The sequence below is a fragment of the Dolichospermum planctonicum genome (assembly GCF_005402965.1).
GTDB lineage: Bacteria > Cyanobacteriota > Cyanobacteriia > Cyanobacteriales > Nostocaceae > Dolichospermum > Dolichospermum planctonicum.
The window spans coordinates 1-25991 of record NZ_BJCF01000051.1 but is presented as its reverse complement, the minus strand read 5'-3'; the positions used below and the strand labels follow the sequence as shown (position 1 = coordinate 25991).

Genomic DNA, 25991 nt, shown 5'->3' with positions numbered 1-25991 from the left:
TTTGTGAATATCGGGAACTGCGCAATTCTATATAATATATATATTACACTATATATTACACCTTGTGCGGGCAAGATGCCCGCACCACAAGAGTTTTATCATTAATATCTGTACTTTGTGAATATCGAAAACTGCTGTATGTGCAAAAATTTCCTTTTCTTCTGCCTCTGCAACCTCCGCGCTTCTGCGTGAACTATAATAAAAGGGTTTTCAAAAGTAAATCTAAATAAATCGGTTTTAGAGGATGTTTGTCAAGATTAGCCATAAATGGCCATTTTCTTTTAAAACATCCTTTAACAAAAATCAGTTATCCGAGTATCAGCAGTTATGTATCTGTTGAAGCTGAATGCTGTTTATTGCCAGGGTGAGGGGATAGGTGTAGTAGAAATCACCTTTTCTGCCATTAACCTGACGGCGCTTCTGCCACAATTTGGACATTCTACCTCTAAATACTGCGAAGATGATACGTCTACCTCAGATAATATCCCTTGTTTGCAGTGCCAACACTCACAAATCACTCTACACACTGGTTGGTTACAGTCAAGAATCTTAACGTGCTGAAAATTTTGAGATTCGCTGTCTGGTTTCCTGGGTTTAGGGAATTTTTTGATTTCTTGAACTTCCATCATCTTACCATCTAACTGCAAGTATGTTTAGAGCTTTTGGAGCTTAGTTAATCCTTTCCTATCTTACAACTATGCACCAATGATCTGGTCATTGGTGATTGGTAATTGGTAATTGGTAATTGGTCATTTTTGCCTATTTACCAACTAATGCAGGTTCTCTCACGGATTGCTGCAACAGTTGGGTATATAGTTTATCTAGCTGACTAGCTACACCATGCCAGCTAAATTTATCACTAACACGCTTTTTAGCTGCTTTTCCTAATTCTTGCTGCCATTGAGGATCACTGAGAATTTGATCAATAGCATGATTAAAAGCAGGGACATTTTGTGGTGGTACTAATAAACCAGTTTCTTCATTAACTACGGTAAATTGCAGGCCACCGACATCACTAGCGACTACAGGTGTACCACAGGCCATGGCCTCGATAGCTACAAGTCCAAAGGGTTCGTAGTGACTAGGAACTACACAAACATCCGCTGCGGCGTAATAAGATGGTAATATCTCTCGGCTCAAACAGCCTGGTAAAGACGTACATTCGTCCATACCCAACTCGTTAACAATTCCTGCTATGCGATCGCGTTCCTTAGCATCACTATTACCTGGTGTACAACCACCACCAATAATCAATTGCAATTGTTTCGACTCATAGAATTTAGATTCCCCTACTGCTCGCACTAAGGTTTCTATGCCTTTCCGGGGGTCAAATCTACCTACATATAACACCACTTTAGTTTCTGGAGCAATTTCTAATCTGGTTCTGGCTGCTTCTCTGGTCACTGAACCAAACTGCTGAATATCTGTACCACAGGGAATAATATCAATTTCCCCTTTTTGGGAAACAAGCGATCGCATATGTTCCTGTTCTTGGGGACTAGTGGCAACAATTCTTTCTACTGTTTCTAATATTTCTTTTTCCACTAATAAACGTTGACTTGCTACCAGCGGAATATTTTCTATGGTCTTGTATTTGATCACTCCTAAGGAATGGTAGGTATGAACCTGTTTAATTCCTTGCCTTTTTTTCAATTCCATTCCTACCCAACCAGATAACCAATAGTTAGTATGAACCAAATCATAATTAATCCCCGCTTCTTTCTGGAATTTTATTAACTGATCTACAAATTCTGGTAAATACTGAAAACCATGATCTCTTGGCACAAATTCCACAGGACCTGCTGTTAAGCGAATGGTCCGACAATTAGAGCTATGTTCTACTGTCGTTTCTTGATCAGCACTGACTCTCCTGCTAAACATATCCACTTGCCATCCTAGCTGTGCCAGGGCTTCACCCACTTGACGGACATAAACATTTTGTCCTCCTGCCTCTTCTCTACCTATTTCAATTGCTGGATCACCGTGAACTGAAATTAAGGCAATGTGTTTTTTTGTGGTAGCTTTCATAGATTTGTGATTTTCCTAATTTTAACAAGATAGAAGTGAGTTTTAAACTTGTGCTTATTAAACTGAAATCTGTGTTTTTTGGGAACTTTGAATGATTAATATTCTATTTTGATTATTGCCAAAATATTGGTTAACCTCTCCCACATTCTATATTTAGATTTAATACCTTCTATAGATAGAAATATCTATCTTTTTACATTGAAAACCAAATATTATCTATCATGATATACTAGTTAGACCATGATAAAACCTATCTCAAGTCGCAACGCTGCATCCTCTTAGATATTTCTAATTCATGATTTGCGCGTTTCAAATAATTACAATAATTTCCATCAAACCAAATACAACAAAGTTAAATCCCTGAAAACATCACTCCAATTGCCATCATGTTCAAAAAGCACTAATTTAATTTAGCCAAGTGTGTTCACTTATACTATTATTATATTTCCATAAGTTTTGTTACGTTAGCTACAGTTTTCGCAAAAAATTCCAAATTTTGTGTAATTATGCTCTCAAGCCTGAAAAAACCCCAAAAACTAAGCAGTGCAAATAACCATGTCTGGCTACCTGCACTGCTTGTTAAGGGGATTTGGGCTTTACCTGGAGACAAAATAAATTCCTACAGGCTCAACTAGTCATACTAATCACAGCACTTATGTGTAATAACTTGTATAATAACTCAAGTTGCTAGTTATCTAGTTGAGACTGGTAATGGGTAATGGGTAATGGGTAATGGGTAATGGGTAATTGGTGATAAAACCCCTGTTTTCATCCTGTTTATCCTTTAATCTTGGACATTCTGATTCTGACAATGTGCCTAACTAGCAAGTTACGTTAATAACTAAATTTGGATCTATATAAATGCGCTTATTCTTAATAATATAGTATTTGTAATATCATATATATATTGTAGAAGTAATTCATGAATTATAGATACGTTAATATAACCATAACTTCCTTTTCAGACTAGCTTTCCAGGAAGTCGGTATGCTAAACAGCTTTAAGAATAATTCTTAAAGCGTATTGATTAAACAAACAATCTAGTTGGTCGCTTGTGCAGCCAACATTTCCTTGAGCTTTTCTAACTCCGCCGCCCAACGGGGATCTGGACGAATTGCTTCAGTTTCAACATTTGCAGCAGTCTCACGCGCACTGCTGCCGCCGCCACCACCGCCGCGTCGAGATTTCTTGCTTTTCTCCCGACGGCCGCCTTCTTTATTGCTGCTGGGAACGGGGGCGCTAGTACCTTGAAGAACTGGTTTGGGGGTTTGTGGTTGTTCTTCACCACCTTCTTCACCTTTAGTTCTTGGTAAAGCCTTTTCTAACTTGATGGGTGTGTCTTTAAACAATTGACCATTATATTTTTCAATAATTTGATCTGCTTGTTCGTCATTATTCACTGTCAAAAAACCGAAGCCACGACATTTGCCTGTTTTCCGGTCTTTAATTAGTTTAGTGGTGACACCATCTCCTTCTTCTGCAAAAACAGCTTGCAACTCTTGACGATCTATTTCTTCTTTGGGCAGATTTCCTATATATAGGCGAATTGACATGGACTATACCTCCAGATTGGGAATAAACAGATAAACAGAGCAAGACAAAAAAAACAATCAATTGGCTTTGGCTTTTGAATAGATACTATGGACTAAAACCACCACAAACCAATTTTTCAATCCCAACTATCAACTTATAGAATACAGTTTTTTATTGGGATCAAGCTTATTTGGCACGAAAGCACAACTGCACTCGTGGGTTAATATCACCTTAATTTTTGGAATTGTAAATTTAATAGCCAATTATCCACCACAGTAAATTCATTCTTCTTAATTCTTGCCCGCAGAATAAAATACCATTAGTTAACATTATCATGGTATTTCCTATGTAGCTAGTTCCGCAGAAACTTTTCCGCCAACAGCTAAAGGCCGATATTATGATCTCATCGTAGCATGAAACACATTTTAAGGGAAGAGGCAAGGGGAAAAATTTTTTACTAATAATAACGGACAACGGACTAATGACCGACCAGCACAATATAAGCACCCCAACCTTGAACTAAAATGGCAATGGCCAGCATCCAAATAGAATGAGGGCTATTGATTTTTTTGCCATCTTGAGTTTCTAGGCTTTGGATATCTATCCAGGGAGTCCCTCCGCGTCTTAACCAACCTCTAACAACAATCTGTTTACCAATTAGGTCTTGAGGGTGGAATGACTTTCCTAACCCGGGAAGATGATGTAATTTCATTAAACCTTGGCTAGATTGAAGCATCAGGTCTGGTGCTAGACAATTACCAATTCCAGGACGGCCTAATAGTTTACCAGTCAAACGGACTTTAATGCTATCAATTGGTAAAATAGACGGATCTGCAAGTAGGCTGATGAGGTTTTCGTTTTTGTGGACGTTAACATCTCTAATCTTGGGAAATAAAGCATTTATCTGTATCATTGTGCCAATGCTAAAGCCAATTAACACAAAACCCAGGACAAAATACCAGTCGTCATAGATCCACTTGAAGTTTAACAACTGCATAGCATAAGCTGTTTGCCAAAGTAACCAAGTTAGACCAGCCAATATAACACCCAGCGGGATTCCCAACCAAGGGGCAATTTGTAATAAAAAAGATTGGGGACGGATTACAATCGGCTGTTGTGGGGTTATTTGGTACAATTCTGTGTTTAAATGCCAGTAGCGAGCTATTTGACAAAGACGTTCAATGCGATCGCCCATTAAGGGATGACTACTATTAATTGTCAACCATTGGCGATAGGGATGAAAGTTTTCCCACTGGAAAAATGATTCAAGGGGTAGATGACCAGCTATACTACCTAAAACTATGCTATGTTGATATGCAACGGGAGCGAGGAGATTCAGGCTTTCTAATTGCCAACTGGTATGTTCTTTGAGGTTGATATCATGAGCCACACCAATGGAAATTTTTAGTAATGCCCGAATTAGTCCGTTGGGATTGCCAGTAATTTCTGCAGCTTGGCGATCGCTATGATAAAGCCTGAGTCGGGAATTTAGCAAGGCTGTACCAGTCAGAAGAAACCAAATTCCGTAAGTAATAGCCGCTAAAACTGTGGCTGGCCAACGCCAAATTTTACTTTGGCAAATTTTACTGTGATGTTGATTTGCCGAAAGTGATATTTGCTGATATAATCCATAAAATGGTAGGGTAACTAACAGGATTAGGGACATGACCACAAAATCCCAACGCCCAATTTGCCCTAAAGTTAAAGCATAGATGGCAGCTATTTCATCATTGGCCAATTGTTCTAATAAACCTTGACTAACAGTTATTCTCGCTGTGCGGGGTAGGTTGCCATAACTAATGATTATGGGGGCAGAAATTGGTAAGATTCTCAGTTGGGGACAAGGCCAGCGTCGCTGTTGACAGGTACGTTGTAATACCCTCAGTGTCTCCCGACTATAGGAATTTAATTTCTCCTTGGATAACCTTTTCTGAGCCAAAAATTTTCCCAGTAACCAATCGAGTAACCAAGGAGATAATACCATGAGGATGAGGAATAATCCTAGCATCAAGAAACTAGGATCATGATATAAAACCTGGGGAGGCTGTAAGTATGGCAATTTATATAGAATTTGGGCAATTAAACCCAATACTAGTTTAAACATTTCTTTGCACATCCAAAATAGTGCTATAAATGTCAAACAGGCAATTAGTTGTGAGTAAATGAAATTAGGTTTGGAAAGAGGTTGCCATACTTTAGCTCGTCTAGCTTGCCGCCAATAAATGCTAACTGGTTTAATATTGTTATGGTTATCAGCACCAACATAACCATTTTGCGGCTGTTGTCGGGAAGGGTTTACTCTGGAAACAGGTATATTATTCGTTGATGAAGATTTTTGCCTCCGTTTTTTGCTTTCATATAGGTGTTCAAGAGCGCGTATAGACCACTCTTGAACTTGGGGGTGGTTACTAGAAATCAAATTTTGGCACAGAGCGATCGCTTTAGAGACCTCACCTGTGCGAGCATAGGACATAACTAACCCAACTTGTGCCTGTAAATAAATCCTGTCTTGGTTTTGAACTTTGGCCAGTGGTTCAAGATTAGCTATTGCTGTGTGGTAATTTCCCTGCTTAAGGGCAGCTAAACCAGCCTGTAAACATGATTCAGCGTGAGAAGGCATAGAAAATTTGGTACTCCAATCTGTTTTAGGTGACAAAAGCACGCTTATTGAGATACCCTGGTAATTTAAAATGCAAAATTTTGAAGATGGTAATAGGTAATTGGTAATTGGTAATTGGTAATTGGTAATGGGTAATGGGTAATTGGTAATTGGTAGTTCTTGCCTATTTCCCCTGCTTTAGGTTTCAATTGTTTGTTGATGAGAAAAAACAGGAGCAATAGCAGTTAATCTCAACTCTGGATGATCACCCTCTAACTGTTGACAATTCCATTCGTTGCGGAATAATAATACTGGTCGTCCCATACTATCTTTAACAGTAGTAGTATTGAACAAACGTCCTACCTGCTTTAAAGCTTCCCAACCCCCTTCGACCCAACGCGCAACACTGTAGGGTAATAAATCCAAAATAGTTTCTACACCATACTCATTTTGTAAGCGGAACTGTACCACTTCAAATTGCAACTGACCAACAGCCGCTAAAATCGGTTCACGCTTGGCTTCATCAATTGAATACATAATTTGTACAGCACCTTCTTCTCGCAATTCGGAAACACCTTTTTGAAACTGCTTAAATTTAGAAGGGTTGGGGTTTCTCAATGTAGCAAACAATTCCGGCGAAAAATAAGGGATTCCCTCATATTCTAGCTTTTGACCTGTGTAAATTGTATCACCAATCGCAAAAACACCTGGATTGTTTAAACCAATTACATCCCCCGGATAAGCAACATCAATAGATTCCCTTTCTTGAGCAAACAATTTTTGGGGACGGGATAAACGGACAGCTTTACCAGTTCGGGCATGATTTACTGTCATATCTTTTTCAAACTTACCTGTACAGACCCGGACAAAAGCCACTCTATCTCGGTGTTTGGGGTCCATGTTGGCTTGCAGTTTGAAAATAAATCCTGTAAATTCTGGATAAGTAGGAGGAATATCCCCGACGCTGCTGCTGTGTGTTCCTGGTTTGAGAGCAAAGTTCAGAAAATTCTTGAGAAATAATTCTACCCCAAAATTGGTCATAGCACTACCAAAAAACACGGGGGTCATTTTGCCAGCGTGTACCAAGTTTAAATCTAGTTCTGGACAAACTCCTTCTAATAGTTCTAATTCATCTTTAAGTTGGTGGTAAAGTTCCTTTTCTAATAATGCCTCAATTTTACTATCGCCTATATCTATGATAGTTTGCTTTGCTTCCCGACTACCGTGGGCGCTACGTTCAAATAAATGAATTTGCTGTTGTTGACGGTCAAAAACTCCTTTAAAGCGATCGCCCATACCAATAGGCCAATTCACTGCATAGGTCTGTAATCCCAATTCTTTCTCAATCTCATCTAATAATTCTATCGGTTCTCTGCCCGGACGATCAAGTTTATTCACAAAGGTAAAAATCGGGATGCCGCGAAGTTTACACACTTCAAACAGTTTCCGCGTTTGTGGTTCTAAACCCTTTGCCGCATCTATCAGCATGACTGCATTATCAGCCGCTGCTAAAGTCCGATAAGTATCTTCACTGAAATCTTGGTGTCCAGGAGTATCAAGTAAATTAATTTGACAATTAGAATAGGCAAATTGTAATACCGTTGAAGTTACGGAAATACCCCGTTGTTGTTCCATTGCCATCCAGTCAGAAGTCACTTTCCGCTGGTCTCTTCGCGCTTTTACCGCCCCCGCTTCATGAATCGCACCTCCGTATAATAATAGTTTTTCAGTTAAAGTAGTTTTACCAGCATCAGGGTGAGAAATAATCGCAAAGTTGCGACGTTGTTCCACCGCTTGACCTAGTTCTGCTTGTAGTTCAATGGACATATATGTAATTTCTTTCTAACTTCACTAAATTTAGTCTTTTTCAGGACTAGGAATCAAAAAAATTGTCAATAGTTGGGTTGACACACTTATCCAGGACCCAGGTATGCTGTTGAGCATTTAATGATCATTTAAATTGTATAACCTAAAATCAGTCTAACTCTTGTGGGGTGAACATCCCTGTGCATCCTAATGTATAAATAATGTATAAATTAGGTGCATTTTAGCTTACTTGACAAATACCGGACTTTTCTCTATTATATATTTATGGTGGGAATATGTGCGCCCATATATATTAAACAATATATTAAACAATATATTAAACAATATATTAAACAATATATTAAACAATATATTAAACATATCCATAAATATATCATATATACAGCAAGTAGCTTTGAGTGAGGTACACTTTGTGCAGGCAAGATGCCCGCACCACAAGAGTTTTATTATTAATATCTGTACTTCATAAGATCGGGAACTGCTGTAAGTAATTTGCGTTTTGATCACTTCAGAAAAATACTGACCTCACAGGTGCGATAATGTCAAGTGGGTAAGTCAGAAACACTTTTAATTAAAGAGCCAAAAGAGATAGATATTATGACTCGTGAAGTAATTCGTACTGATAAAGCACCTGCACCTGTTGGACCATATAATCAAGCAATTCTCGCTTCTGGACAAATGTTGTTTGTGGCTGGACAAATTGCTATAGATCCTAGTTTGGGTGATGTTGTTTATACAGAAGATGTAGTTAAGCAAACGGAACAGGTAATGAGCAATATTGAGGCTATTTTGACACAAGCAGGAGCTACATTTGCAGATGTGGTCAAAACTGGTGTATTTTTAGCTGATATGAATGATTTTGCTGCTGTAAATGCGGTTTATGCAAAATATTTTTCTGAGGATACAGCCCCAGCGCGTGCTTGTGTAGAAGTGTCGCGTTTACCTAAAAATGTGCTGGTAGAAATTGATTGTATTGCGGTAATTGGTGGTTAATTATATGGTGGGTAATACCCACCCTACTTTTAATTTTCTGGTTCGATACCTAATGCTTTTAATTGGGCTGCTAGTTTGTCCGCACGTTGTTTTTCTTGTTCCGCACGTTGTTTTTCTTGTTCCGCACGTTGTTTTTCTTGTTCAATTTCTTGTTGTTTTTGTCCTACTAATTCTGAACTCCACAACAATAAATTTCCCTGTTCGTCCCACAACCTTAACCATTTACCAGTTAGGTTTTCTTTTGTACCTTCCCATATACCAAGATAAAGATTCATTTCCTCTATCCAGTAACGTTGGTTTTCATGAGGAGTCTGCAAAGTGTACAAACCTGTATTAGAGTTTAACTGATAAAATTCTAAACTACCGCTATCTGGTTCAAAAATAGCATAATTTGGGACTTTTAAGATTTTTTCATAAAAAAACCATTTTCCAGGTGGATAAGTTGGTTTACTGGAATATTCTGTTCCGTCTGTATCAGAAATAAATTCCATCACAATAACCGGAATATCTCCCTGGAGTTGGGGTGTATAACTACGAAAGACCTCTTTTTTAGTTACCCGAATTTCCGGTATATAAGCCCAATCAGGGGCTTTAATGACAATTTTGCCATTTACAGTGGCACAGATGGCGTAGTTGGTCGGTGTGAGACAATTAGGGGGAAGTTTACCGGCTAGTTGGAGGCTTTCTGTCAGGGCTGTGGCTTGGGCTGGTTGGTAGATGTTGTCCACTGGATCATCTGGGAGAATATAATCATCGGGTAGTTTTTCCCAAGTGATTTGGTAGGCTTGGGTAGCAATGATCATGATGGGGTTTTCCTGTATTCAGGTTGTAAATTCTAGTTTAACCAATTTTAGAAATCCCGTCTACACAGACAAAACCCACCTTACAGTTATAGGACTTACGCAAGTGTCACACCAAAAATCTGTTGTAGGGTGCTTTACTACTGCATAAATCCTGCAAATAAACAGATTGTTGATACAGCAAGTAGCTTTGAGTGAGGTACACCTTGTGCGGGCAAGATGCCCGCACCACAAGATTTTTATCATTAATATCTGTACTTGAGAATATCGGAAACTGCTGTATCTGACGCACCTTACCAATGTGCTAGTTGCATAAATCCTGAGTTAATTTCTTAATGATAAACTCTCAGGTATTCTTTAAATATGGGGAATATAGTAAATAATTTTTCATCATTTTCTAACTTGGTTAATAAAAATCTTCTTGTTAATGATTGTAAGCCGTTTATTATATCTATTGATGACAATGATAAGCACTTTTTGATCTCGTCTCTAGATATGGGTTGATGATTTTGACTGATTTTTAATAATATCTCTTTTTCAATATCAGATAATCTCAACCATATTGAATCAAACTCGGTTTTAAAGTCCGCTGTTAAAATTAAAATATTTTCTTTGAGAAATTCTGATACTTCACCCTGAAATACATCTTTAATCAGGATACTAATATACTGTAAATATTTAGGATGACTTTCATATAGTTTAATCAATTCTAACCAATTTTCCTGATTTTTTAAGCCTGTATTTTGTAAAATATCTGCATGATTTAACCCTGATAATTCTAGGGAGTGAATTGGGTAAATTTCCTGGTCTAAGGATATCATTTCTTGACATTTTTCCTGACTAATGAGAATTAAACAACTTTGATGTTCAATTTCTGTAATCATTTGCAGAAAGATTTGATAGTCTTGATATTCAGGTTTATATTTTCCAGCAAATTGACGATTAATAAAAATATTTTCTAAATCATCTAAAATAATTAAACATTTCTGATTTCTAAATATATCAAATAATTGTTTTAATTTATCATCTATAAGTTGTTTAGCTTCCTGTTGACAAACATTTAATAAATCATCAATAAGTAAATTTAGGGATTTAGGAAATTTTAAACTTCTCCAAATAATGACTGCAAATTTATCTAAGTTCAAATCAACAAATCTTTTGACAAGGCTAGTTTTACCAATTCCAGGTAATCCTAATATTGAGATTAAATGAGTGTTTTGATTGACAATAAAATCAAATATCAATTCTAATTCTTTTTCTCGTCCATAAAAACGAGTAATTTTAGGAGATACAGTTAAATCATGGTAATAAGATTTAGATTGTTTTGTATTATGATCTTCTGGATAATGATTTGATTTTTGATGATGAGAATAACAATTAATATTATTATTTTCAAAATTCAGAATCTTAGAAATCTTAGAATTTTGAGAGTTTTTATTTATAGAATTTATAAATCTTTCTATAGTCCAACAAAAGTTAGATTTATTAACCTTTTGACCTAAACCGTCCGATAACATTTTAAATAACTTCCTACTTTCGTCACCAATATAACCCTCATCATAATCATAAATACTGGCAATTTGTCTATAGGTTTTACCATTAAATAGTTCCTCAATAATCTTTTTTTGTAAATCGTCTAAATGTTTATCAGTCTGTGTAAATACTAAGTGATCAACAAATTGTAAAATTTCTGTAACATTCATAAAACCGAGCTTAGGTAATATTTTTAGCCATTATAACTCAATTTGTTGGCAATTTATCAGGTATTTTCAGGTATTTTCTTAATATTCTGTAACAAAACATCAGGTAATATCAAGCATTTTCTGACATGACAAAAAAGTCATTTAGTATAAAACTGATTAATCAGGGGTAATTGAAGCAAAAATAATTGCAGGGAAACAATGGTTAACCAACTTTATTATGGGGACAATTTAGAAGTTTTAAGACGTTACATAAAAGATGAGTCTGTGGACTTGTGTTATATTGATCCTCCCTTTAATTCTAAACGGAATTACAATCAAATTTATAATAATATCGGTGCAGAAGATAAAGCACAAGCGCAAGCATTTATTGACACTTGGGAATGGGATGATCACGCTATTCATGGAATAAATGAAATCCTCATTAATTATCATGGTTTATTTACTCAACAATGTATTGCTTTAATTACAGGTTTGAGTAATGTTTTAGGAAAAGGAAGTTTACTGGCTTATTTGGTGAGTATGACTTTAAGGATAACAGAAATTCATCGCGTTCTGAAACCTACGGGAAGTTTTTATTTACATTGTGATCCTACTGCGAGTCATTATTTAAAGTTGATTTTAGATGCTGTCTTTTGTTCTCAAAGAGGGGATTTTTTAAATGAACTTATTTGGTGCTATCGTGGTGGAGGTGTTCCTAAAAAAGATTTTGCTCGAAAACATGATATTATATTTAGATATGCTAAGGGTAAAGATTATTATTTTAATGTTGATACTATTCGTATTCCATATTCTGGAGATAGTGAAGAGAGATTAAAATATAAAGCTAGGGCTTTTAGAGGTAATAAAATATATGATAATTATGAACAAAATCAAAAAGGAAAACATCCTGAAGATTGGTGGGAACTTCAACCTATAATGCCTTCTAGCAAAGAACGTTTAGGATACCCAACACAGAAACCAGAATCATTATTAGAAAGAATAATTAAAGCCAGTTCTAAGGAAAATGATATAGTATTAGATGCCTATTGTGGATGTGGTACAACCGTCGCAGTGTGCCAAAAATTAGATAGACAATGGATAGGAATTGATATTACCTATCAAAGCATTAGCTTAATCTTAAAAAGATTAGAGGATAGTTTTCCAGGAGTTTTAAAAACCATTAAACTTCATGGTATTCCTAAAGATATAGAAAGTGCAAGAGCATTAGCAAATAAAACAGATGATCGCACTCGTAAAGAATTTGAAAAATGGGCAATATTAACTTATACTAATAATAAAGCAGTCATTAACGCTAAAAAAGGTGCAGATAAAGGTATAGATGGAATTGTTTATTTTCAAGGTGATAAAAATGACCCAGAAAAGATAATTTTTCAAGTTAAATCTGGTAAAGTTAAATCGGGAGATATCCGAGATTTACTAGGAACAATGACCCTAGAAAGTGCTAGTCTAGCCATATTTATCACCCTAGAAGAACCTACTAAAGATATGCTAAAAACCGCAAAATCTGCTGGTTTTTATCAGAGTAAATACATGAGTCATAGTTGCGACAAAATCCAAATCGTCACCATTAAAGAGATAATTGAAGATCAACAAAGATTAAATATTCGTTTAAGTTATGAAGTTCTCAAAAGTGCGGAAAAACAAAAGGAAGTAAGAGTGAATCAAATAGAGTTAGATTTTTAACTCAAGTTGCTAGTTATCTAGTTGAGGTTGGTAATGGGTAATGGGTAATGGGTAATGGGTAATTGGTAATTGGTAATTGGTAATGGGTAATTGGTAATTGGTAATGGGTAATTGGTAATGGGTAATGGGTAATGGGTACTTTTTATTCATCTTTATAAAAATAAACTTTAAGTAGGTTGGGTTGAGGTAACGAAACCCAACATTTATGATTAAAATACCCAACATTTACAGCAAGTAGCTTTGAGTGAGGTATACCTTGTGCAGGCAAGATGCCTGCACCACAAGAGTTTTATTATTAATATCTGTACTTCATAAAGTCGGGAACTGCTGTATGATTTTTATCTTGCGTTTATGATCAAAATTGTTCCATAAAAAGTTTAAAACCCCCCTCCAGGACTGGAAAGGGGTTAATTGTTACTACTGAAAACTCAATTCCAGTAATGCTTAATAAGCGTCCTGTAATTCGTAAAAATCAGGTGAAATGTAATCTTTCCGCAAAGGCCAACCTACCCAATCTTCTGGCATCAAAATCCGCTTTAAGTTAGGATGACCTTCATAGAAGATACCATACATATCATAGCTTTCCCGTTCTTGCCAGTCTGCTGTTTTCCAAATCCAGTAAACTGAGGGGACAACGGGATTTTCCCTCGGTAAAAACACTTTTACTCTGATTTCTTCAGGACGGTCAGCATTATCGCTAACTTTGAGTAAATGATAAACACTTACTAGGTCTTCTCCCGCTCCCAAGTCAATACCCCCCTGAAACTGGAGGTAATTAAACCCATAAGCATACAAAGCTGTAGAAATGGGTAGTAGAAAACTTGCAGGGACTTTAATGATCTCTACTCCGTTAGCATCAAGTTCTAAAAACTCATGGGAAAAGCCATTTTCCGTCAACCATTGGGACACTTTACCGGCTTTGACTAGAGACGCTTCTGCTACGGGAACTGGTTTAGATTCTTCAGCCACGCGCTTGTTCCTCCTTCTGGGTCTTTGCTGTCAACAAAGCTGGGGGTACAGCCATACCAATTGCTTCTGTCAATTCTTTGGGAGGATTGAAACGGGTTTCTGACTGCATATACTTACCAGTTAAGATTTCGGGAACTGGCTTCAGATTATGAGTTGTACTGTAGTAACGGTGAACTTGCTTGATGTTATCCCGTTCTTGCATAGAATCGTTAGCGATTTTTTTCCGCAGTTTAATAATTGCGTCAATAATCGCTTCAGGACGAGGCGGACAACCAGGTAAATATACATCTACGGGAATTAGCTTATCCACTCCGCGTACTGCTGTGGGTGAGTCAACGCTAAACATCCCTCCAGTAATTGTACAAGCACCCATGGCAATTACATACTTAGGTTCGGGCATTTGTTCATAAAGACGCACTAATTGGGGTGCCATCTTCATGGTAATTGTTCCCGCAGTGATGAGTAAATCGGCTTGGCGAGGGCTGCAACGAGGAATTAACCCAAAACGGTCAAAGTCAAAACGAGAGCCGATTAAAGCGGCAAATTCGATGAAGCAGCAAGCTGTACCGAATAGTAAAGGCCACAAACTAGAAAGCCGCGCCCAGTTGTAAAGGTCATCAACGGTAGTTAAAATGACGTTTTCTGACAGTTCATGGGTGACTGTAGGGCGTTGAATGGGGTTGATGATTTGTTCTTTGTCTGGGGTGGTAATATTAGAATTTACGACCATTCTAAAGCTCCTTTACGCCATGCGTAAACTAAGGCGATGATGAGTATCGAAATAAAGATTAGGGCTTCGATAAATGCCAATAAACCCAGGCGGTTAAAAGCAACTGCCCAAGGGTACAAAAATACTGTTTCTACGTCAAAAACAACGAAGACCAGGGCGAACATATAGTAGCGAATGTTGAACTGAATCCAAGCACCGCCAATGGGTTCTAGTCCGCATTCGTAAGTAGTCCGTTTTTCTAAACTGTTACCAACGGGTCTAAGGATTTTTGAGGCTGACAGTGCTAGAACTGGAACTAGGCTACACAAGATAAAAAAGCCTAGAAGATACTCGTAACCGCTAAGAACAAACACAATGGTTTTCTACCGCTAATGGTGTAAGGGGATAAGCTATCAGTTATCAGATTTATAGTTTGATAGGTGTTTCCTGATAACTGTTGACTGCAATATATGGATAATGTTCTTTTACATTATATCTTTTAGGGCTTTCCCGAATTTGTATTTACATCCCCTGATTCTATTGAAATCCTTTTAATGAGTGATAGAAAAGTCCGGCAATTATGTCATAATTTGTAACGTATATTTAATAATTCCCCTGAAGCGAGACTATAAGCCATGAGTGAACAAGCTGAACAAGCTGTGGAAACTCCAGTATTAGACCGCTACGAGTGTCGTTCTTGCGGTTACGTTTATGAACCTGAGAAGGGAGACGACAAAAGCAATATTCCCCCAGGAACAGTTTTTGCAGAACTACCTGCAAATTGGCGCTGTCCAGTTTGTATAGCTAAGAAAACTGCTTTTGCGAATATTGGACCAACAGGTACGGCCTCTGGTTTTAAGGAAAACTTAGGTTACGGTTTAGGTGTTAATACTCTCACACCAACTCAAAAGAACATTTTGATTTTTGGGGCTTTAGCCCTTGGCTTTTTGTTTTTTATTAGTCTCTACGGACTACAGTAAAAACCGCTATCTTGATTTACCGCAGCGAAAATCTCATTTAACCTGAACTGGAAAACCTCAGTAATACTGATGCAATCAATTGTGAAAAAGTGGCAAGGATTTTTTGCCGCGTTAATAGTAGTTATGGCCTGTATCGGGTGTAGTAGTGTTCCTTCTATTAGCTACAATCCCTGGCAGGTGATTAATGTACCAACAAAGTCGAAATTGCTCGATATTGGCTTTGCTGGTAACTCTCAACATGGTTATTTAGTGGGTGGTAATGCCACTCTTTTGGAAACTAATGATGGTGGTGAGACTTGGCAACCGCTAAAATTAGAATTGGATGATCCTAGATACCGTTTTAACTCTGTCAGTTTTGCGGGTCAAGAGGGCTGGATTGCTGGAGAACCTTCTCTCCTACTCCATACTACTGATGAGGGTAAGTCTTGGTCACGAATCGCTTTAAGCGAAAAGTTACCTGGTAGCCCCATTGCTATTACAGCCATAGGTACAAATACGGCGGAAATGGCCACCGATTTGGGGGCAATTTATCAAACTACAGATGGTGGTCAAAATTGGAAAGCTAATCTGGAAGCGGCATTTGGTGTAGTACGTAACATCGAGCGATCGCCTGATGGTAAGTATATCGCTGTTTCTGCTAAGGGTAGTTTTTACTCGACTTGGGAGCCTGGTCAAAATGCTTGGCAACCCCATAACCGCAATAGTTCCCGTCGTTTGGAAAATATGGGTTTTACTCAGGATGGACAATTGTGGTTATTAGCACGAGGTGGACAGGTTCAATTCAGTGATCCTACTAAACCGGAAGAGTGGCTAGAGCCGACATATCCAGAGTTGTCTACAAGTTGGGGTTTACTGGATTTGGCTTATCGCACACCTGATGAAATTTGGGTTGGCGGTGGCAGTGGTAATTTACTCAGCAGCGCTGATGGTGGGAAAACCTGGACAAAAGACCGTGATGTAGAAAAAGTAGCGGCTAATTTTTACAAAATTGTCTTCTTTAAGCCCGATCAAGGTTTTATAATTGGCGATCGCGGCGTTTTACTCAAATATAACCCCAAAACAGAGCCAACAGCAGCCCCAGCAGCTTAATTACACCCAACTCAACTGTGGGATGTAACTTAAGTCTCAACTTTGTAGGATAATAAACTCAATCATCGTTTTTGAGAAGGGAGTCAAATAAATGGCAGGTACCACCGGAGAACGTCCGTTTTCTGACATTGTTACCAGTATTCGTTACTGGGTAATTCACAGCATCACCATCCCCGCACTATTTGTCGCCGGTTGGTTATTTGTCAGCACTGGTCTGGCTTATGATGTGTTTGGTACACCCCGTCCTAATGAGTATTTTACTCAGGTTCGTCAAGAAGTACCAATTGTGAAAAACCGTTTTGAAGCAAAACAACAAGTAGAAACCTTTATTGGAAAGTAATTTGACATCATGACTAGCGGTAATAACATCAATCAACCAGTTACCTATCCTATTTTTACAGTCAGATGGCTTGCGGTTCATACCCTAGCTGTTCCTACTGTATTCTTTTTGGGCGCGATCGCTTCAATGCAATTTATTCAACGCTAAGAGTTAATCATGGAAAGAACGCCTAATCCTAATCAACAACCGGTTGAATTAAACCGTACCTCCCTCTATCTAGGACTACTCTTGGTCTTCGTTCTGGGAATTTTATTTTCCAGTTACTTCTTTAACTAACTGGGCTTTTTAACGTCAGTTGCTAGTTAGGTAACAGGTGGCAGAAAATTCTCAACTGACGACTGACAACTGACAACTGACAACTGACAACTGACAACTGACAACTGACAACTGACAACTGACAATTTTTGTAAGTGAGGAAAAAACTGTGTCTGGAAGTGGAAGAATTCCCCTGTGGGTCGTGGCTACGATCGCCGGTTTAGGTGTAATCACTGTTGTAGGTATCTTCTTTTATGGATCTTACGCAGGAATTGGTTCTTCAATGTAATGCTACCGGAAAAAGGCAGCAATTAAAAATACAAAAGACTAAATTTTTGCTTGATCATCATTTTTGAAATCCTGCTTCAGAAATTACCATAAAAACCGCCTACCTCATAGAGATAGGCGGTTTTGTTAGTTTTTAAATAAGTAATTAGCGCAAAAACTAAGTAACTAATTACCCATAGCTGAATTAAGCAATATCTTCGCTTTCAATGTATGAAAACAAAAACGCGAAAATTACTGCTGGTAAAACTAAGCCAGTGAGAGGAACGAAAATAGAAGGTAAAAAGGAGGAATAAGCCAACACAGTGGGCAAAAATGAACTTGACATGATGATAAAGTCCTGTAAAGTCTGACTACAATTCAAATTGAGCTTACTGCAAAATCTTCCTTAATTTCCTAAATCATCAAGATTTTTAACAGAAGTTACCAAAAAATGCGGTTTAGCGGTTTTGATAGTAAGCTACTATTTGCTTAAATCTTTGTCTATCTTCCTCAAGAGCGTCCGGTAGCCACGAAATCCATAAACCAGCAATTTGACTTTCGTTGTAATCAAACTCTAAAGATGTTTGGGAAATTAATCCCACTTCTACTCCTGCCAACTGATTTAGATGCGCTGCTATTTCTCGATATACCGCTAACGGTAAACCAGGAAATTCTATTTTCTCTTGCATCTCCATATCTATAAATCTCTCACAAAATTTTCCTGCGGGTTTGGCATCACAATATAATTACTAACAGATACTTTAGTTACAGGTTTAGATTCAGGTTTAGATTCTTCCGCAGGTTTTTCCGTTTCAAACCCAACAAACCCTAGTTTCCAAAAAAAACCAAGCAGCACGTTGTTAGTAATGTGCTTCTTGGTTAAGGGAATTACACAAATAAATTCTTCAGTAAGGCAGGTAAGATGCCTATTTTCCAAACATATTGGACTGGAAGATTTTTTTGATTTTGTATTCCCCAATATGTATTTTATACACACACTCATGGATGTATATTAGGGTACTAACTTACCAAAATCTGGATAGATTTTTACACCTCCATGAGGTTGTATAAATATTAAATCAGTAATTTAGGCACGAGGCTCAATCCGACCGTAGAACAAACCACGAATCTTCACTTCTTTAGGTTCACCTGCGCCCAAATCTGTATCAGAAGGTTGTTCACTTTCAAAAGTCCCAGCGATTTCACCAGAAGTGTTATCAACTTTGGCTACTTGCAAAGAAATTTTGCCATTGAGAATTTCTGCCCGCTTGACGTTAGTACGGGTTAATTCCTCCTCATCAGCTTGGGCTGGTAAAGCCACAGCATTATCATAGCCACTAACAACACCACGACCTTTAGGATCTAAGAAAGCAGCACCACGATAGGAAGGGACTTTAAAAGTTCCTTCAAAGTCAGTGGATGTATTGATGCTAGTTAAATTAGGTTGTGTTTGTGCGACTAAATTTTTGATGGTAAATAAGAAGGGTACTAGTTCACCACCGGGAAGCTTAACGGTGATAGCTTGGAAGTCAAGACCATCTTCTTCTGTAAAAGTCAAGCTATTATCTGAGTTGACAGTTAGCTTACCTTGTACTTGGTCAATGCTAGAAGTATATCTGGTCATAACTTTACCAGGGACAAATTCTGCTTCTTGACGTTTGTTAGCAGGTTCTTCTTTAACAAAGAAATTCGTTGGTTCTAAACAAAGTTCTTTGATGGAGTATGTTACGTTGGGAGCAACTGCAATAGAACCACGACTAGTTTCTGTCAGTTGGGGGCATTTGTTAGCCAACCCAGTGCCGCGAATTTGTTCGTAAGTGAGGACATCACTCACGCTGGTAGAGGGCGCATCACTGCACGCGGTGATTAGTCCCAAGCATAAAGCGAAGAAAGCAACAATTAAAGCGCGATACCTCATGGTCAACCTCAATCTCAAAAATTAATATCTAAGTTGTCAAACTGCTTTACTAAACGTACTTAAACGCATTGCGTTCCTGAGTCTAGAATTCAAACCATAGACTAAGCAGCGAACCGCATCCATGTCCGATTATGTATGTGTTGCCAGTACATACAATAAAGGTATTTGGATAAGGAAATTAGCCAGATCATACGACTTTTTTTAACTCAAAATCAAAGCACTCTAGTGGTTAAATCCTGCTGTAATACAGCACAGATTATGGAAAATCCTTCTCTACCTTACCACCAAGGATTCTCATTACCTGAGAATAGCCAGAAAGATATATAGCCTATTTTAGGTTTATGAGGATATTATGCCAGTTGCGTAACTTTTCCAGTATCCTATTAGTTTTATGGAGTAGAACCTTTCATGGAGCATGATCAAAATTTGGCATCTAAGGATAAATCCTGGCAGCTACAGGCGATTTCCAGCGCGGTGAAAGATGTAGCTGCAACCTGCCAGGGAGATGTAATTGCTATACTGGCTGTGTTACGTCATTTAGAACAATTGCACAGAGAAATTCGGGATGGGGTGTTTCAGGAAAATTTGCCCGATAATCGCCAAAGACTATATTCATTGCTCAGAAATATTGAGTCTGAGGGAGGTTGGCCTTATATCGCCAGAATGCGAATACAAGCTTTGTTAGTGAATTTGTCGGAGTGTGCTAGTGATGAGGATACTCTTCCCAGCCACACTCATGATGTTTTTCAATCCCCAGAATAGATTAGCGTTAAAAGTTAAAAATTGTTGTTGTGAAAGGGGAAGGGGGAAGAGGCAAGAGGGTTTGAAACGGTAATTTTACTTTTCTTTAGATACTGCGGTTTTTTGCCCCTCTCTACGGAAAGTAATATCTTAATGTAAATTAATTTAAATTAATGTAGCTTTATGAAACCAAAGGCTGTACTAAATTAACCGTAGACTGGGACTGTTGGCAAAAGCTAATTTTCTGGAAAATGCCCATGATATGGCATAAATTTGATTGCTCGTATAAGCGAACTCAATATACAAAATAAATTCGATTGTTACTCACAAGGAGTTGAGATGGCTGGGATATTATCAGTTGCTCGGACAAATTTAGCTCAACGTCGGCAGAAATTACGCCGTCAGCGACAAATCAAAGTTATTCAGGCTATTTGGCGAACAGTTGCCGTGACTGGAATGGCCTCGGCCTTGTTATGGGTGGCAATTCAACCAATGTGGGTATTAAAGGATTCCCAGCAAATAGTTATAAAATCCGGTGCCAAAATCGAGCCGACTCAAAAGGATATTTATTCACTGTTAGGATTATCCTCCCCTCAGTCTTTATGGCGAATTGAACCTTCCGTAATTGCCGACTCTTTAAAAAAACAACCAAATATTGCCGAAGCCACCGTTAGTCGTCGTTTGTTTCCACCTGGTTTAATTATTGAAATCCAGGAACGAGTTCCTGTGGCCATAGCCCAAATACGTAAAAAGCAACCCGCCACTAGTTGCACAGATGCGCCTTCTGCTCCGGGAAAGTCTGCTGATGTTAAGCCTTGTGTACAAAACAATAGTGCGGCTAATAAGCAAAGTGAACTAGGTTTACTAGATGCTAGTGGGATCTGGATGCCCATGGCTAAGTATATGTCAATGAATCCTCAAAGGGAATTACCCCAGATGATGGTGATTGGTTCTCCCACACAATATAGGCCATTCTGGACTCAACTTTATGAAGCTATTCGTCAAAGTTCTCTCAAGGTGACGGAAATTGATTTTCAAGATCCCACAAATTTAATTTTGAGGACTGAATTAGGAATTGTGCATTTAGGTAGCCCTAGCAACAAATTACCTGAACAAATTCAGGTACTTGAGCGAATGCGTCATTTAGGGACTCAATTTAATCCTAGTCATATGGATTATATTGATCTAAAAAATCCTGCCATGCCATTAGTACAGCTGAATCAAAAAAAACCAGCCTTAGAGATCAAAAAATCGACACAACCGAATACAAAACCAATCCTCAACCACTAAATACTGACATTTTCTTAAATTAAACTGCTGTGACTAATTTTATATTTTGGCAAATTGGCAAATTGGTGTACATTATACATATAGATGTACGATTTTCCAGTCATTAGTTAAAAAATCATGGTCAGGGTTGTAAAATCAATATCTGAAAAACATTCTGAAAAAACATGAGGAGGTGATTAAAAATTATTGGTAGGACTAAAGTCTATCGCAAAGCTAAGTGACCAGTTAAATATTCTATGTGAAGTAGTGCCAGCAGCTTTATGCCTATCCTTAGGCATGAGATAAATAAACATCTATGCTTTTTTGGAACTATACTTTTTAGGAATAGGGGAGAGTTAGCAACATTAACGTTTAGTATTATATACTAAACAGCTAATTATTTTATTTCACAAATCCACCAATAAAAGAGCCAGCAAGACCAACAGAATTTATACAGCAGTAATCAAAACTACTAGTCCATTTTAAAACGCCATGACCATTTTACAGCAAGTATTTCACTTTGAACCGTGACTTTTGTTGTTTATGCCAAAGTTAAATTTTATGCCTGAATCAGCGAGTAATTACTAGATATAGTCTACAACATCATGGTAGGCTGGTAAATAGTAAAAACAATAAAATACGATGCCAATAAATTCTGGCAACGTCAAAATATAGTTGACTGTTAAGTAAATCACACCGATAAAAGTCGTTTATCTATCCTTCGCAAATCCAATGACATTTGATAATAACCAAGGGCTAATCTATAACTCTCAAGCTGGAAACCAACCAGGATTCTCTCTGGCAGTTAACGCCACTAATCCTTTTAATAATTCTTCTTTAAACTTCACCCAAGGTCAAGATCATAAGAGAATTTCTACTGAAAGTAGGAGTATTGGTGAAATTGTTCCGGGTCGTGTTGCTAACATCAAGGTGATTGGTGTCGGTGGTGGTGGTGGTAATGCTGTCAACCGCATGATTGAGTCTGATGTGTCTGGAGTAGAGTTTTGGTCAATTAATACTGATGCTCAAGCTTTAACTTTAGCCGGCGCTCCTAGTCGTTTACAAATTGGGCAAAAGCTAACGAGAGGTTTGGGTGCAGGGGGAAATCCCGCTATTGGTCAAAAGGCAGCGGAGGAATCTCGTGATGAAATTGCTACTGCTTTAGACGGTGCAGACTTGGTATTTATTACTGCTGGTATGGGTGGGGGAACTGGTACAGGTGCTGCCCCAATTGTGGCGGAAGTAGCTAAGGAAATGGGCGCTCTCACCGTTGGTGTGGTGACTCGGCCGTTTATCTTTGAAGGACGCAGACGCACCAGCCAAGCGGAACAGGGAATTGAAGGCTTGAAAAGTCGAGTTGATACATTGATTATTATTCCTAATAATAAGCTGTTGGAGGTGATTCCTGAACAAACTCCTGTCCAAGAAGCTTTCCGCTATGCTGATGATGTGTTACGTCAAGGTGTGCAGGGTATTTCTGATATTATTACTATTCCTGGTTTAGTAAATGTTGACTTTGCTGATGTGCGGGCTGTTATGGCTGATGCGGGATCGGCTTTGATGGGAATTGGTGTGAGTTCAGGTAAATCTAGAGCTAGAGAAGCTGCGATCGCTGCAATTTCTTCACCTTTGCTAGAATGTTCTATTGAAGGTGCTAGAGGAGTTGTGTTTAATATTACTGGTGGTAGTGATTTAACTCTTCATGAGGTGAATGCTGCTGCGGAAACAATCTATGAAGTGGTTGATCCTAATGCCAATATTATTTTTGGAGCGGTAATTGATGACAGACTCCAGGGAGAAGTGAGAATTACTGTGATTGCTACTGGCTTTACTGGGGAAATTCAAGCCCCTTCAGTGCAAACTGTCGTTACTCCTAGAGTGGTTACACCTACTCCCATTCCTACTACTACCAGAAGACCTGCACCACTACAACCACCTGTTAATAATCCGCCCCCAGTTGCAGAACCACCCAAGGAAAAACCCTCTTTGGATATTCCTGACTTTCTGCAAAGACGACGGACACCTCCCAGAAATTAATTCAAGTTGTCTGGATTGGTAACATACCAAAATCTCTATAAACCTTTATTAAGAAAGGTTTAGAGTTGTTACGCACAATTTTTTATTCTCAATAAGAATTGTGTAATGTCTATATTTTCGTTGTTTATTGCGACTAAAGATATGTTAATAAACCAAATTATCCTTGGAAATTCTCCTTTTAATTTCTCTCTATAACTGGGTTTTATAATCTTTAATCCTGAGTAGAAAAACCAGATCCCCGAATTTTAGTATTGATTCAGCATTCATTAGACATCTCCGAAAAATATTTTAGAGACGTTCCATGGAACGTCTCTAAAAGGGTTGTAAGTCACGCACATTTAATTACCGGAGATGTCTATTGATATCATTAAAGAAAAAACGGGGATCTTGCATCTATTGTAGCTTGATTAAACTCCTTAAGTTACAGCAAGTAGCTTTGAGTGAGGTACACTTTGTGCGGGCAAGATGCCCGCACCACAAGAGTTTTATCATTAATATCTGTACTTCATAATATCGGAAACTGCTGTATGACAACTTCATAACCATTATGTCCGACTTTAATCACGACATCAATAACTGCATTCAAGACTTACAAGAAAATCTTAAAAGTGGTGGAGAACGCAGTCATTACCCCAGCCTAAAACGTCTCATTGAGGGTTTAATGATGGGGATTAATGCTAGAATTGAAGAAAAAGGTAATCAAGCAGGAATACCCGATTTAACTATCAGAAAAAATGAGCGGATTTTAGGATATATAGAAGCTAAAGATATTAATATTGATTTAACTAAAATCGAAAAAACACCACAACTCAAACGTTATTTAGAATCAAATATTGGTGACAATTTGATTTTAACTAATTATCTAGAATTTCGGTGGTATGTAAACGGAGAATGTGAAAAAACTGCTAAACTAGCTGATTTAAAATCAGGTAAAATTATTCTAATTAATGATTTACAACCAATCAAAGAATTACTACAATTATTTTTGAATCAAAAAGCCAAAGATATTAATAATTATTATGATTTGGCTAAAGAAATGGCAGCTTATACTAAAACCATTAGAAACGCAATTCAATCATCTTTAGAAATAGAAACAACCACAGAAGAATTAAATCGTCTAAAAGAGACATTTAAAAAACTACTACTTTTAGATATAGATAATGATAAATTTGCAGATATGTACGCTCAAACTATCGCTTATGGGTTATTTACTGCAAAAATTGGTCATGCACAAAACCCTGGACAATTTGCATTTAATCGCACAACAGCCAGTATTTATATTACCGATAAAATTCCTTTTTTAAAAGGTTTATTTGATTTAGTTTTAGGAACTAATAGCATTAGTAAAATTCACAAATCAATTGAGAATTTAATAGACTTATTTAACACAATAGACATGACCAATATTTTAGACAACTTTGGTCAAGAAACCCGCACAGAAGATCCAGTTATTCACTTTTACGAAACATTTTTAGCCGCTTATGAATCTTCATTAAGAAAAAGTAGAGGAGTTTATTATACTCCTGAACCTGTAGTTAATTTTATTGTCCGTTCTGTTAATGATATTTTAGTTAATGAAGAAATTTTTGATTTAGAATATGGTTTAGGAAATCGCAAAGTCACAATTCTTGACCCAGCAACGGGAACAGGAACTTTTTTATATGCAGTTATTAAACAAATTCGTGACAATCTTACCAAATTTGATATCCGTCAATGGCATAATTTTTTAAGAGGTACAAGACTTTTAAACCGTCTATTTGGGTTTGAATTATTGATGACTCCTTATACTATAGCGCATTTAAAATTAGGTTTATTATTAGGAGATTTAGGTTATAAATTTGCACCAGAAGAAAGATTAAAAGTTTATTTAACTAATGCGTTAGAAGCAGGAATAAAGGAAGGTCATTTAATTCCTGGTATTACTCAAATAATTGCGGAAGAATCCAGTCAAGCAGGAAAAGTAAAAACAGAAATTCCGTTAATGGTGGTATTAGGAAATCCTCCTTATTCTGTCAGTTCGCAAAATGCGAGTAAACGCAAAAGGGTCTTAAATCAAGATGAAAGATATTTAGTAGATATTGAATATACTGGTTCAGTTTGGAATCGGATTTATAAAACTGGAAAAGCGGGTAAAACTATCACCGAATTAACCCACATTGGGGAACTTTTAGAACTATATAAAGGTAGAGTCAGACTGGAAGGAGAAAAGAATATTCAACCTTTAGATGATGATTATATTAAATTTATTCGT

General features: G+C 37.5%; 27 protein-coding genes. 12 read left to right on the top strand and 15 right to left on the bottom strand.

Features of this window, described 5'->3' with window-relative positions; translation table 11 throughout:
- Positions 1–353: 353 nt before the first annotated feature.
- The 5 genes from FFO06_RS22090 to FFO06_RS17650 form a co-directional block, all read right to left on the bottom strand.
- Positions 354–626, bottom strand: a complete 273-nt coding sequence (locus FFO06_RS22090; RefSeq protein ID WP_071604789.1) for a hypothetical protein — start codon at positions 624–626, stop codon at positions 354–356.
- Positions 627–759: 133 nt separating this feature from the next.
- A complete protein-coding gene (locus FFO06_RS17665; RefSeq protein WP_137909208.1) occupies positions 760–2028 on the bottom strand; it encodes a glycosyltransferase family 4 protein in 1269 nt (422 codons plus the stop codon).
- A 1040-nt stretch (positions 2029–3068) separates the two neighbouring features.
- Entirely contained in the window at positions 3069–3581 is a 513-nt protein-coding gene (locus FFO06_RS17660) for an RNA recognition motif domain-containing protein (RefSeq protein ID WP_137909207.1), read from the bottom strand.
- Between the two features lie 458 nt (positions 3582–4039).
- Positions 4040–6181 carry a M48 family metalloprotease gene (locus FFO06_RS17655; protein WP_137909206.1) on the bottom strand — a complete coding sequence of 714 codons (2142 nt, stop codon included), beginning with the start codon at positions 6179–6181 and terminating at the stop codon, positions 4040–4042.
- Positions 6182–6358: 177 nt separating this feature from the next.
- Positions 6359–7987 carry a peptide chain release factor 3 gene (locus FFO06_RS17650; protein ID WP_137909205.1) on the bottom strand — a complete coding sequence of 543 codons (1629 nt, stop codon included), beginning with the start codon at positions 7985–7987 and terminating at the stop codon, positions 6359–6361.
- A gap of 597 nt (positions 7988–8584) precedes the next feature.
- Between FFO06_RS17650 and FFO06_RS17645 the strand changes: the two genes are divergently transcribed.
- Positions 8585–8980 (top strand): RidA family protein, encoded by a 396-nt coding sequence (locus FFO06_RS17645; RefSeq protein WP_028090292.1) that lies wholly within the window; start codon positions 8585–8587, stop codon positions 8978–8980.
- Between the two features lie 29 nt (positions 8981–9009).
- Here FFO06_RS17645 and FFO06_RS17640 read toward each other — a convergent pair whose 3' ends face one another.
- Positions 9010–9783 (bottom strand): Uma2 family endonuclease, encoded by a 774-nt coding sequence (locus FFO06_RS17640; RefSeq protein WP_137909204.1) that lies wholly within the window; start codon positions 9781–9783, stop codon positions 9010–9012.
- Positions 9784–10112: 329 nt separating this feature from the next.
- Entirely contained in the window at positions 10113–11483 is a 1371-nt protein-coding gene (locus FFO06_RS17635; protein ID WP_137909203.1) for a helix-turn-helix domain-containing protein, read from the bottom strand.
- Positions 11484–11681: 198 nt separating this feature from the next.
- Here FFO06_RS17635 and FFO06_RS17630 point away from each other — a divergent pair, with 198 nt between their 5' ends.
- Positions 11682–13166 carry a DNA methyltransferase gene (locus FFO06_RS17630; RefSeq protein WP_137909202.1) on the top strand — a complete coding sequence of 495 codons (1485 nt, stop codon included), beginning with the start codon at positions 11682–11684 and terminating at the stop codon, positions 13164–13166.
- A gap of 9 nt (positions 13167–13175) precedes the next feature.
- Here the strand turns inward: FFO06_RS17630 and FFO06_RS17625 are convergent, their stop codons facing one another.
- The 4 genes from FFO06_RS17625 to FFO06_RS17610 form a co-directional block, all read right to left on the bottom strand.
- Entirely contained in the window at positions 13176–13316 is a 141-nt protein-coding gene (locus tag FFO06_RS17625; RefSeq protein ID WP_137909201.1) for an alpha/beta hydrolase, read from the bottom strand.
- Positions 13317–13610: 294 nt separating this feature from the next.
- Positions 13611–14135, bottom strand: coding sequence for an NAD(P)H-quinone oxidoreductase subunit J (locus tag FFO06_RS17620; RefSeq protein WP_137909200.1), 525 nt, complete (start codon positions 14133–14135; stop codon positions 13611–13613).
- Positions 14128–14865 carry an NADH dehydrogenase subunit K gene (locus tag FFO06_RS17615; protein WP_028082864.1) on the bottom strand — a complete coding sequence of 246 codons (738 nt, stop codon included), beginning with the start codon at positions 14863–14865 and terminating at the stop codon, positions 14128–14130. The genes FFO06_RS17620 and FFO06_RS17615 overlap by 8 nt, the downstream gene beginning before the upstream one ends.
- The gene (locus tag FFO06_RS17610) at positions 14856–15218 is read right to left on the bottom strand and encodes an NAD(P)H-quinone oxidoreductase subunit 3 (protein ID WP_137909199.1); all 363 of its coding nucleotides are present in this window, start codon (positions 15216–15218) and stop codon (positions 14856–14858) included. The genes FFO06_RS17615 and FFO06_RS17610 overlap by 10 nt, the downstream gene beginning before the upstream one ends.
- 261 nt (positions 15219–15479) lie before the next feature.
- Between FFO06_RS17610 and FFO06_RS17605 the strand changes: the two genes are divergently transcribed.
- From FFO06_RS17605 to FFO06_RS17580, 6 genes are all read left to right on the top strand, one after another.
- Positions 15480–15824: a rubredoxin gene (locus FFO06_RS17605; protein WP_137909198.1), complete on the top strand. Its 345-nt coding sequence runs from the start codon at positions 15480–15482 to the stop codon at positions 15822–15824.
- A 69-nt stretch (positions 15825–15893) separates the two neighbouring features.
- Positions 15894–16913, top strand: a complete 1020-nt coding sequence (locus FFO06_RS17600; RefSeq protein WP_137909197.1) for a photosynthesis system II assembly factor Ycf48 — start codon at positions 15894–15896, stop codon at positions 16911–16913.
- 91 nt (positions 16914–17004) lie between these two features.
- The gene (gene psbE / locus FFO06_RS17595) at positions 17005–17253 is read left to right on the top strand and encodes a cytochrome b559 subunit alpha (protein WP_028082860.1); all 249 of its coding nucleotides are present in this window, start codon (positions 17005–17007) and stop codon (positions 17251–17253) included.
- A 9-nt stretch (positions 17254–17262) separates the two neighbouring features.
- Complete coding sequence (gene psbF, locus FFO06_RS17590; RefSeq protein ID WP_011318656.1) at positions 17263–17400, top strand: cytochrome b559 subunit beta; 138 nt, start codon at positions 17263–17265, stop codon at positions 17398–17400.
- 9 nt (positions 17401–17409) lie between these two features.
- The gene (gene psbL / locus FFO06_RS17585) at positions 17410–17529 is read left to right on the top strand and encodes a photosystem II reaction center protein PsbL (protein ID WP_015081482.1); all 120 of its coding nucleotides are present in this window, start codon (positions 17410–17412) and stop codon (positions 17527–17529) included.
- Positions 17530–17677: 148 nt separating this feature from the next.
- Positions 17678–17797, top strand: a complete 120-nt coding sequence (locus FFO06_RS17580; RefSeq protein ID WP_071604787.1) for a photosystem II reaction center protein J — start codon at positions 17678–17680, stop codon at positions 17795–17797.
- Positions 17798–17980: 183 nt separating this feature from the next.
- On the opposite strand, the gene FFO06_RS17575 is transcribed toward FFO06_RS17580, so the two are convergent.
- The 4 genes from FFO06_RS17575 to FFO06_RS17565 form a co-directional block, all read right to left on the bottom strand.
- Positions 17981–18121 carry a photosystem I reaction center subunit VIII gene (locus FFO06_RS17575; RefSeq protein WP_071604786.1) on the bottom strand — a complete coding sequence of 47 codons (141 nt, stop codon included), beginning with the start codon at positions 18119–18121 and terminating at the stop codon, positions 17981–17983.
- A 112-nt stretch (positions 18122–18233) separates the two neighbouring features.
- A complete protein-coding gene (locus tag FFO06_RS17570) occupies positions 18234–18470 on the bottom strand; it encodes a hypothetical protein (RefSeq protein ID WP_137909196.1) in 237 nt (78 codons plus the stop codon).
- A 2-nt stretch (positions 18471–18472) separates the two neighbouring features.
- Positions 18473–18631: a hypothetical protein gene (locus tag FFO06_RS21230; RefSeq protein ID WP_162501208.1), complete on the bottom strand. Its 159-nt coding sequence runs from the start codon at positions 18629–18631 to the stop codon at positions 18473–18475.
- 231 nt (positions 18632–18862) lie between these two features.
- Positions 18863–19693: a photosystem II manganese-stabilizing polypeptide gene (locus FFO06_RS17565; RefSeq protein ID WP_137909195.1), complete on the bottom strand. Its 831-nt coding sequence runs from the start codon at positions 19691–19693 to the stop codon at positions 18863–18865.
- Positions 19694–20101: 408 nt separating this feature from the next.
- Here FFO06_RS17565 and FFO06_RS17560 point away from each other — a divergent pair, with 408 nt between their 5' ends.
- The 4 genes from FFO06_RS17560 to FFO06_RS17545 form a co-directional block, all read left to right on the top strand.
- Complete coding sequence (locus tag FFO06_RS17560) at positions 20102–20455, top strand: hypothetical protein (RefSeq protein ID WP_137909194.1); 354 nt, start codon at positions 20102–20104, stop codon at positions 20453–20455.
- A 318-nt stretch (positions 20456–20773) separates the two neighbouring features.
- Positions 20774–21724 carry a cell division protein FtsQ/DivIB gene (locus FFO06_RS17555; RefSeq protein ID WP_137909193.1) on the top strand — a complete coding sequence of 317 codons (951 nt, stop codon included), beginning with the start codon at positions 20774–20776 and terminating at the stop codon, positions 21722–21724.
- 711 nt (positions 21725–22435) lie between these two features.
- A complete protein-coding gene (ftsZ, locus tag FFO06_RS17550) occupies positions 22436–23740 on the top strand; it encodes a cell division protein FtsZ (protein ID WP_137909192.1) in 1305 nt (434 codons plus the stop codon).
- A gap of 547 nt (positions 23741–24287) precedes the next feature.
- On the top strand, positions 24288–25991 hold a 1704-nt coding region (locus FFO06_RS17545; protein WP_162501207.1), incomplete at its 3' end, for an N-6 DNA methylase.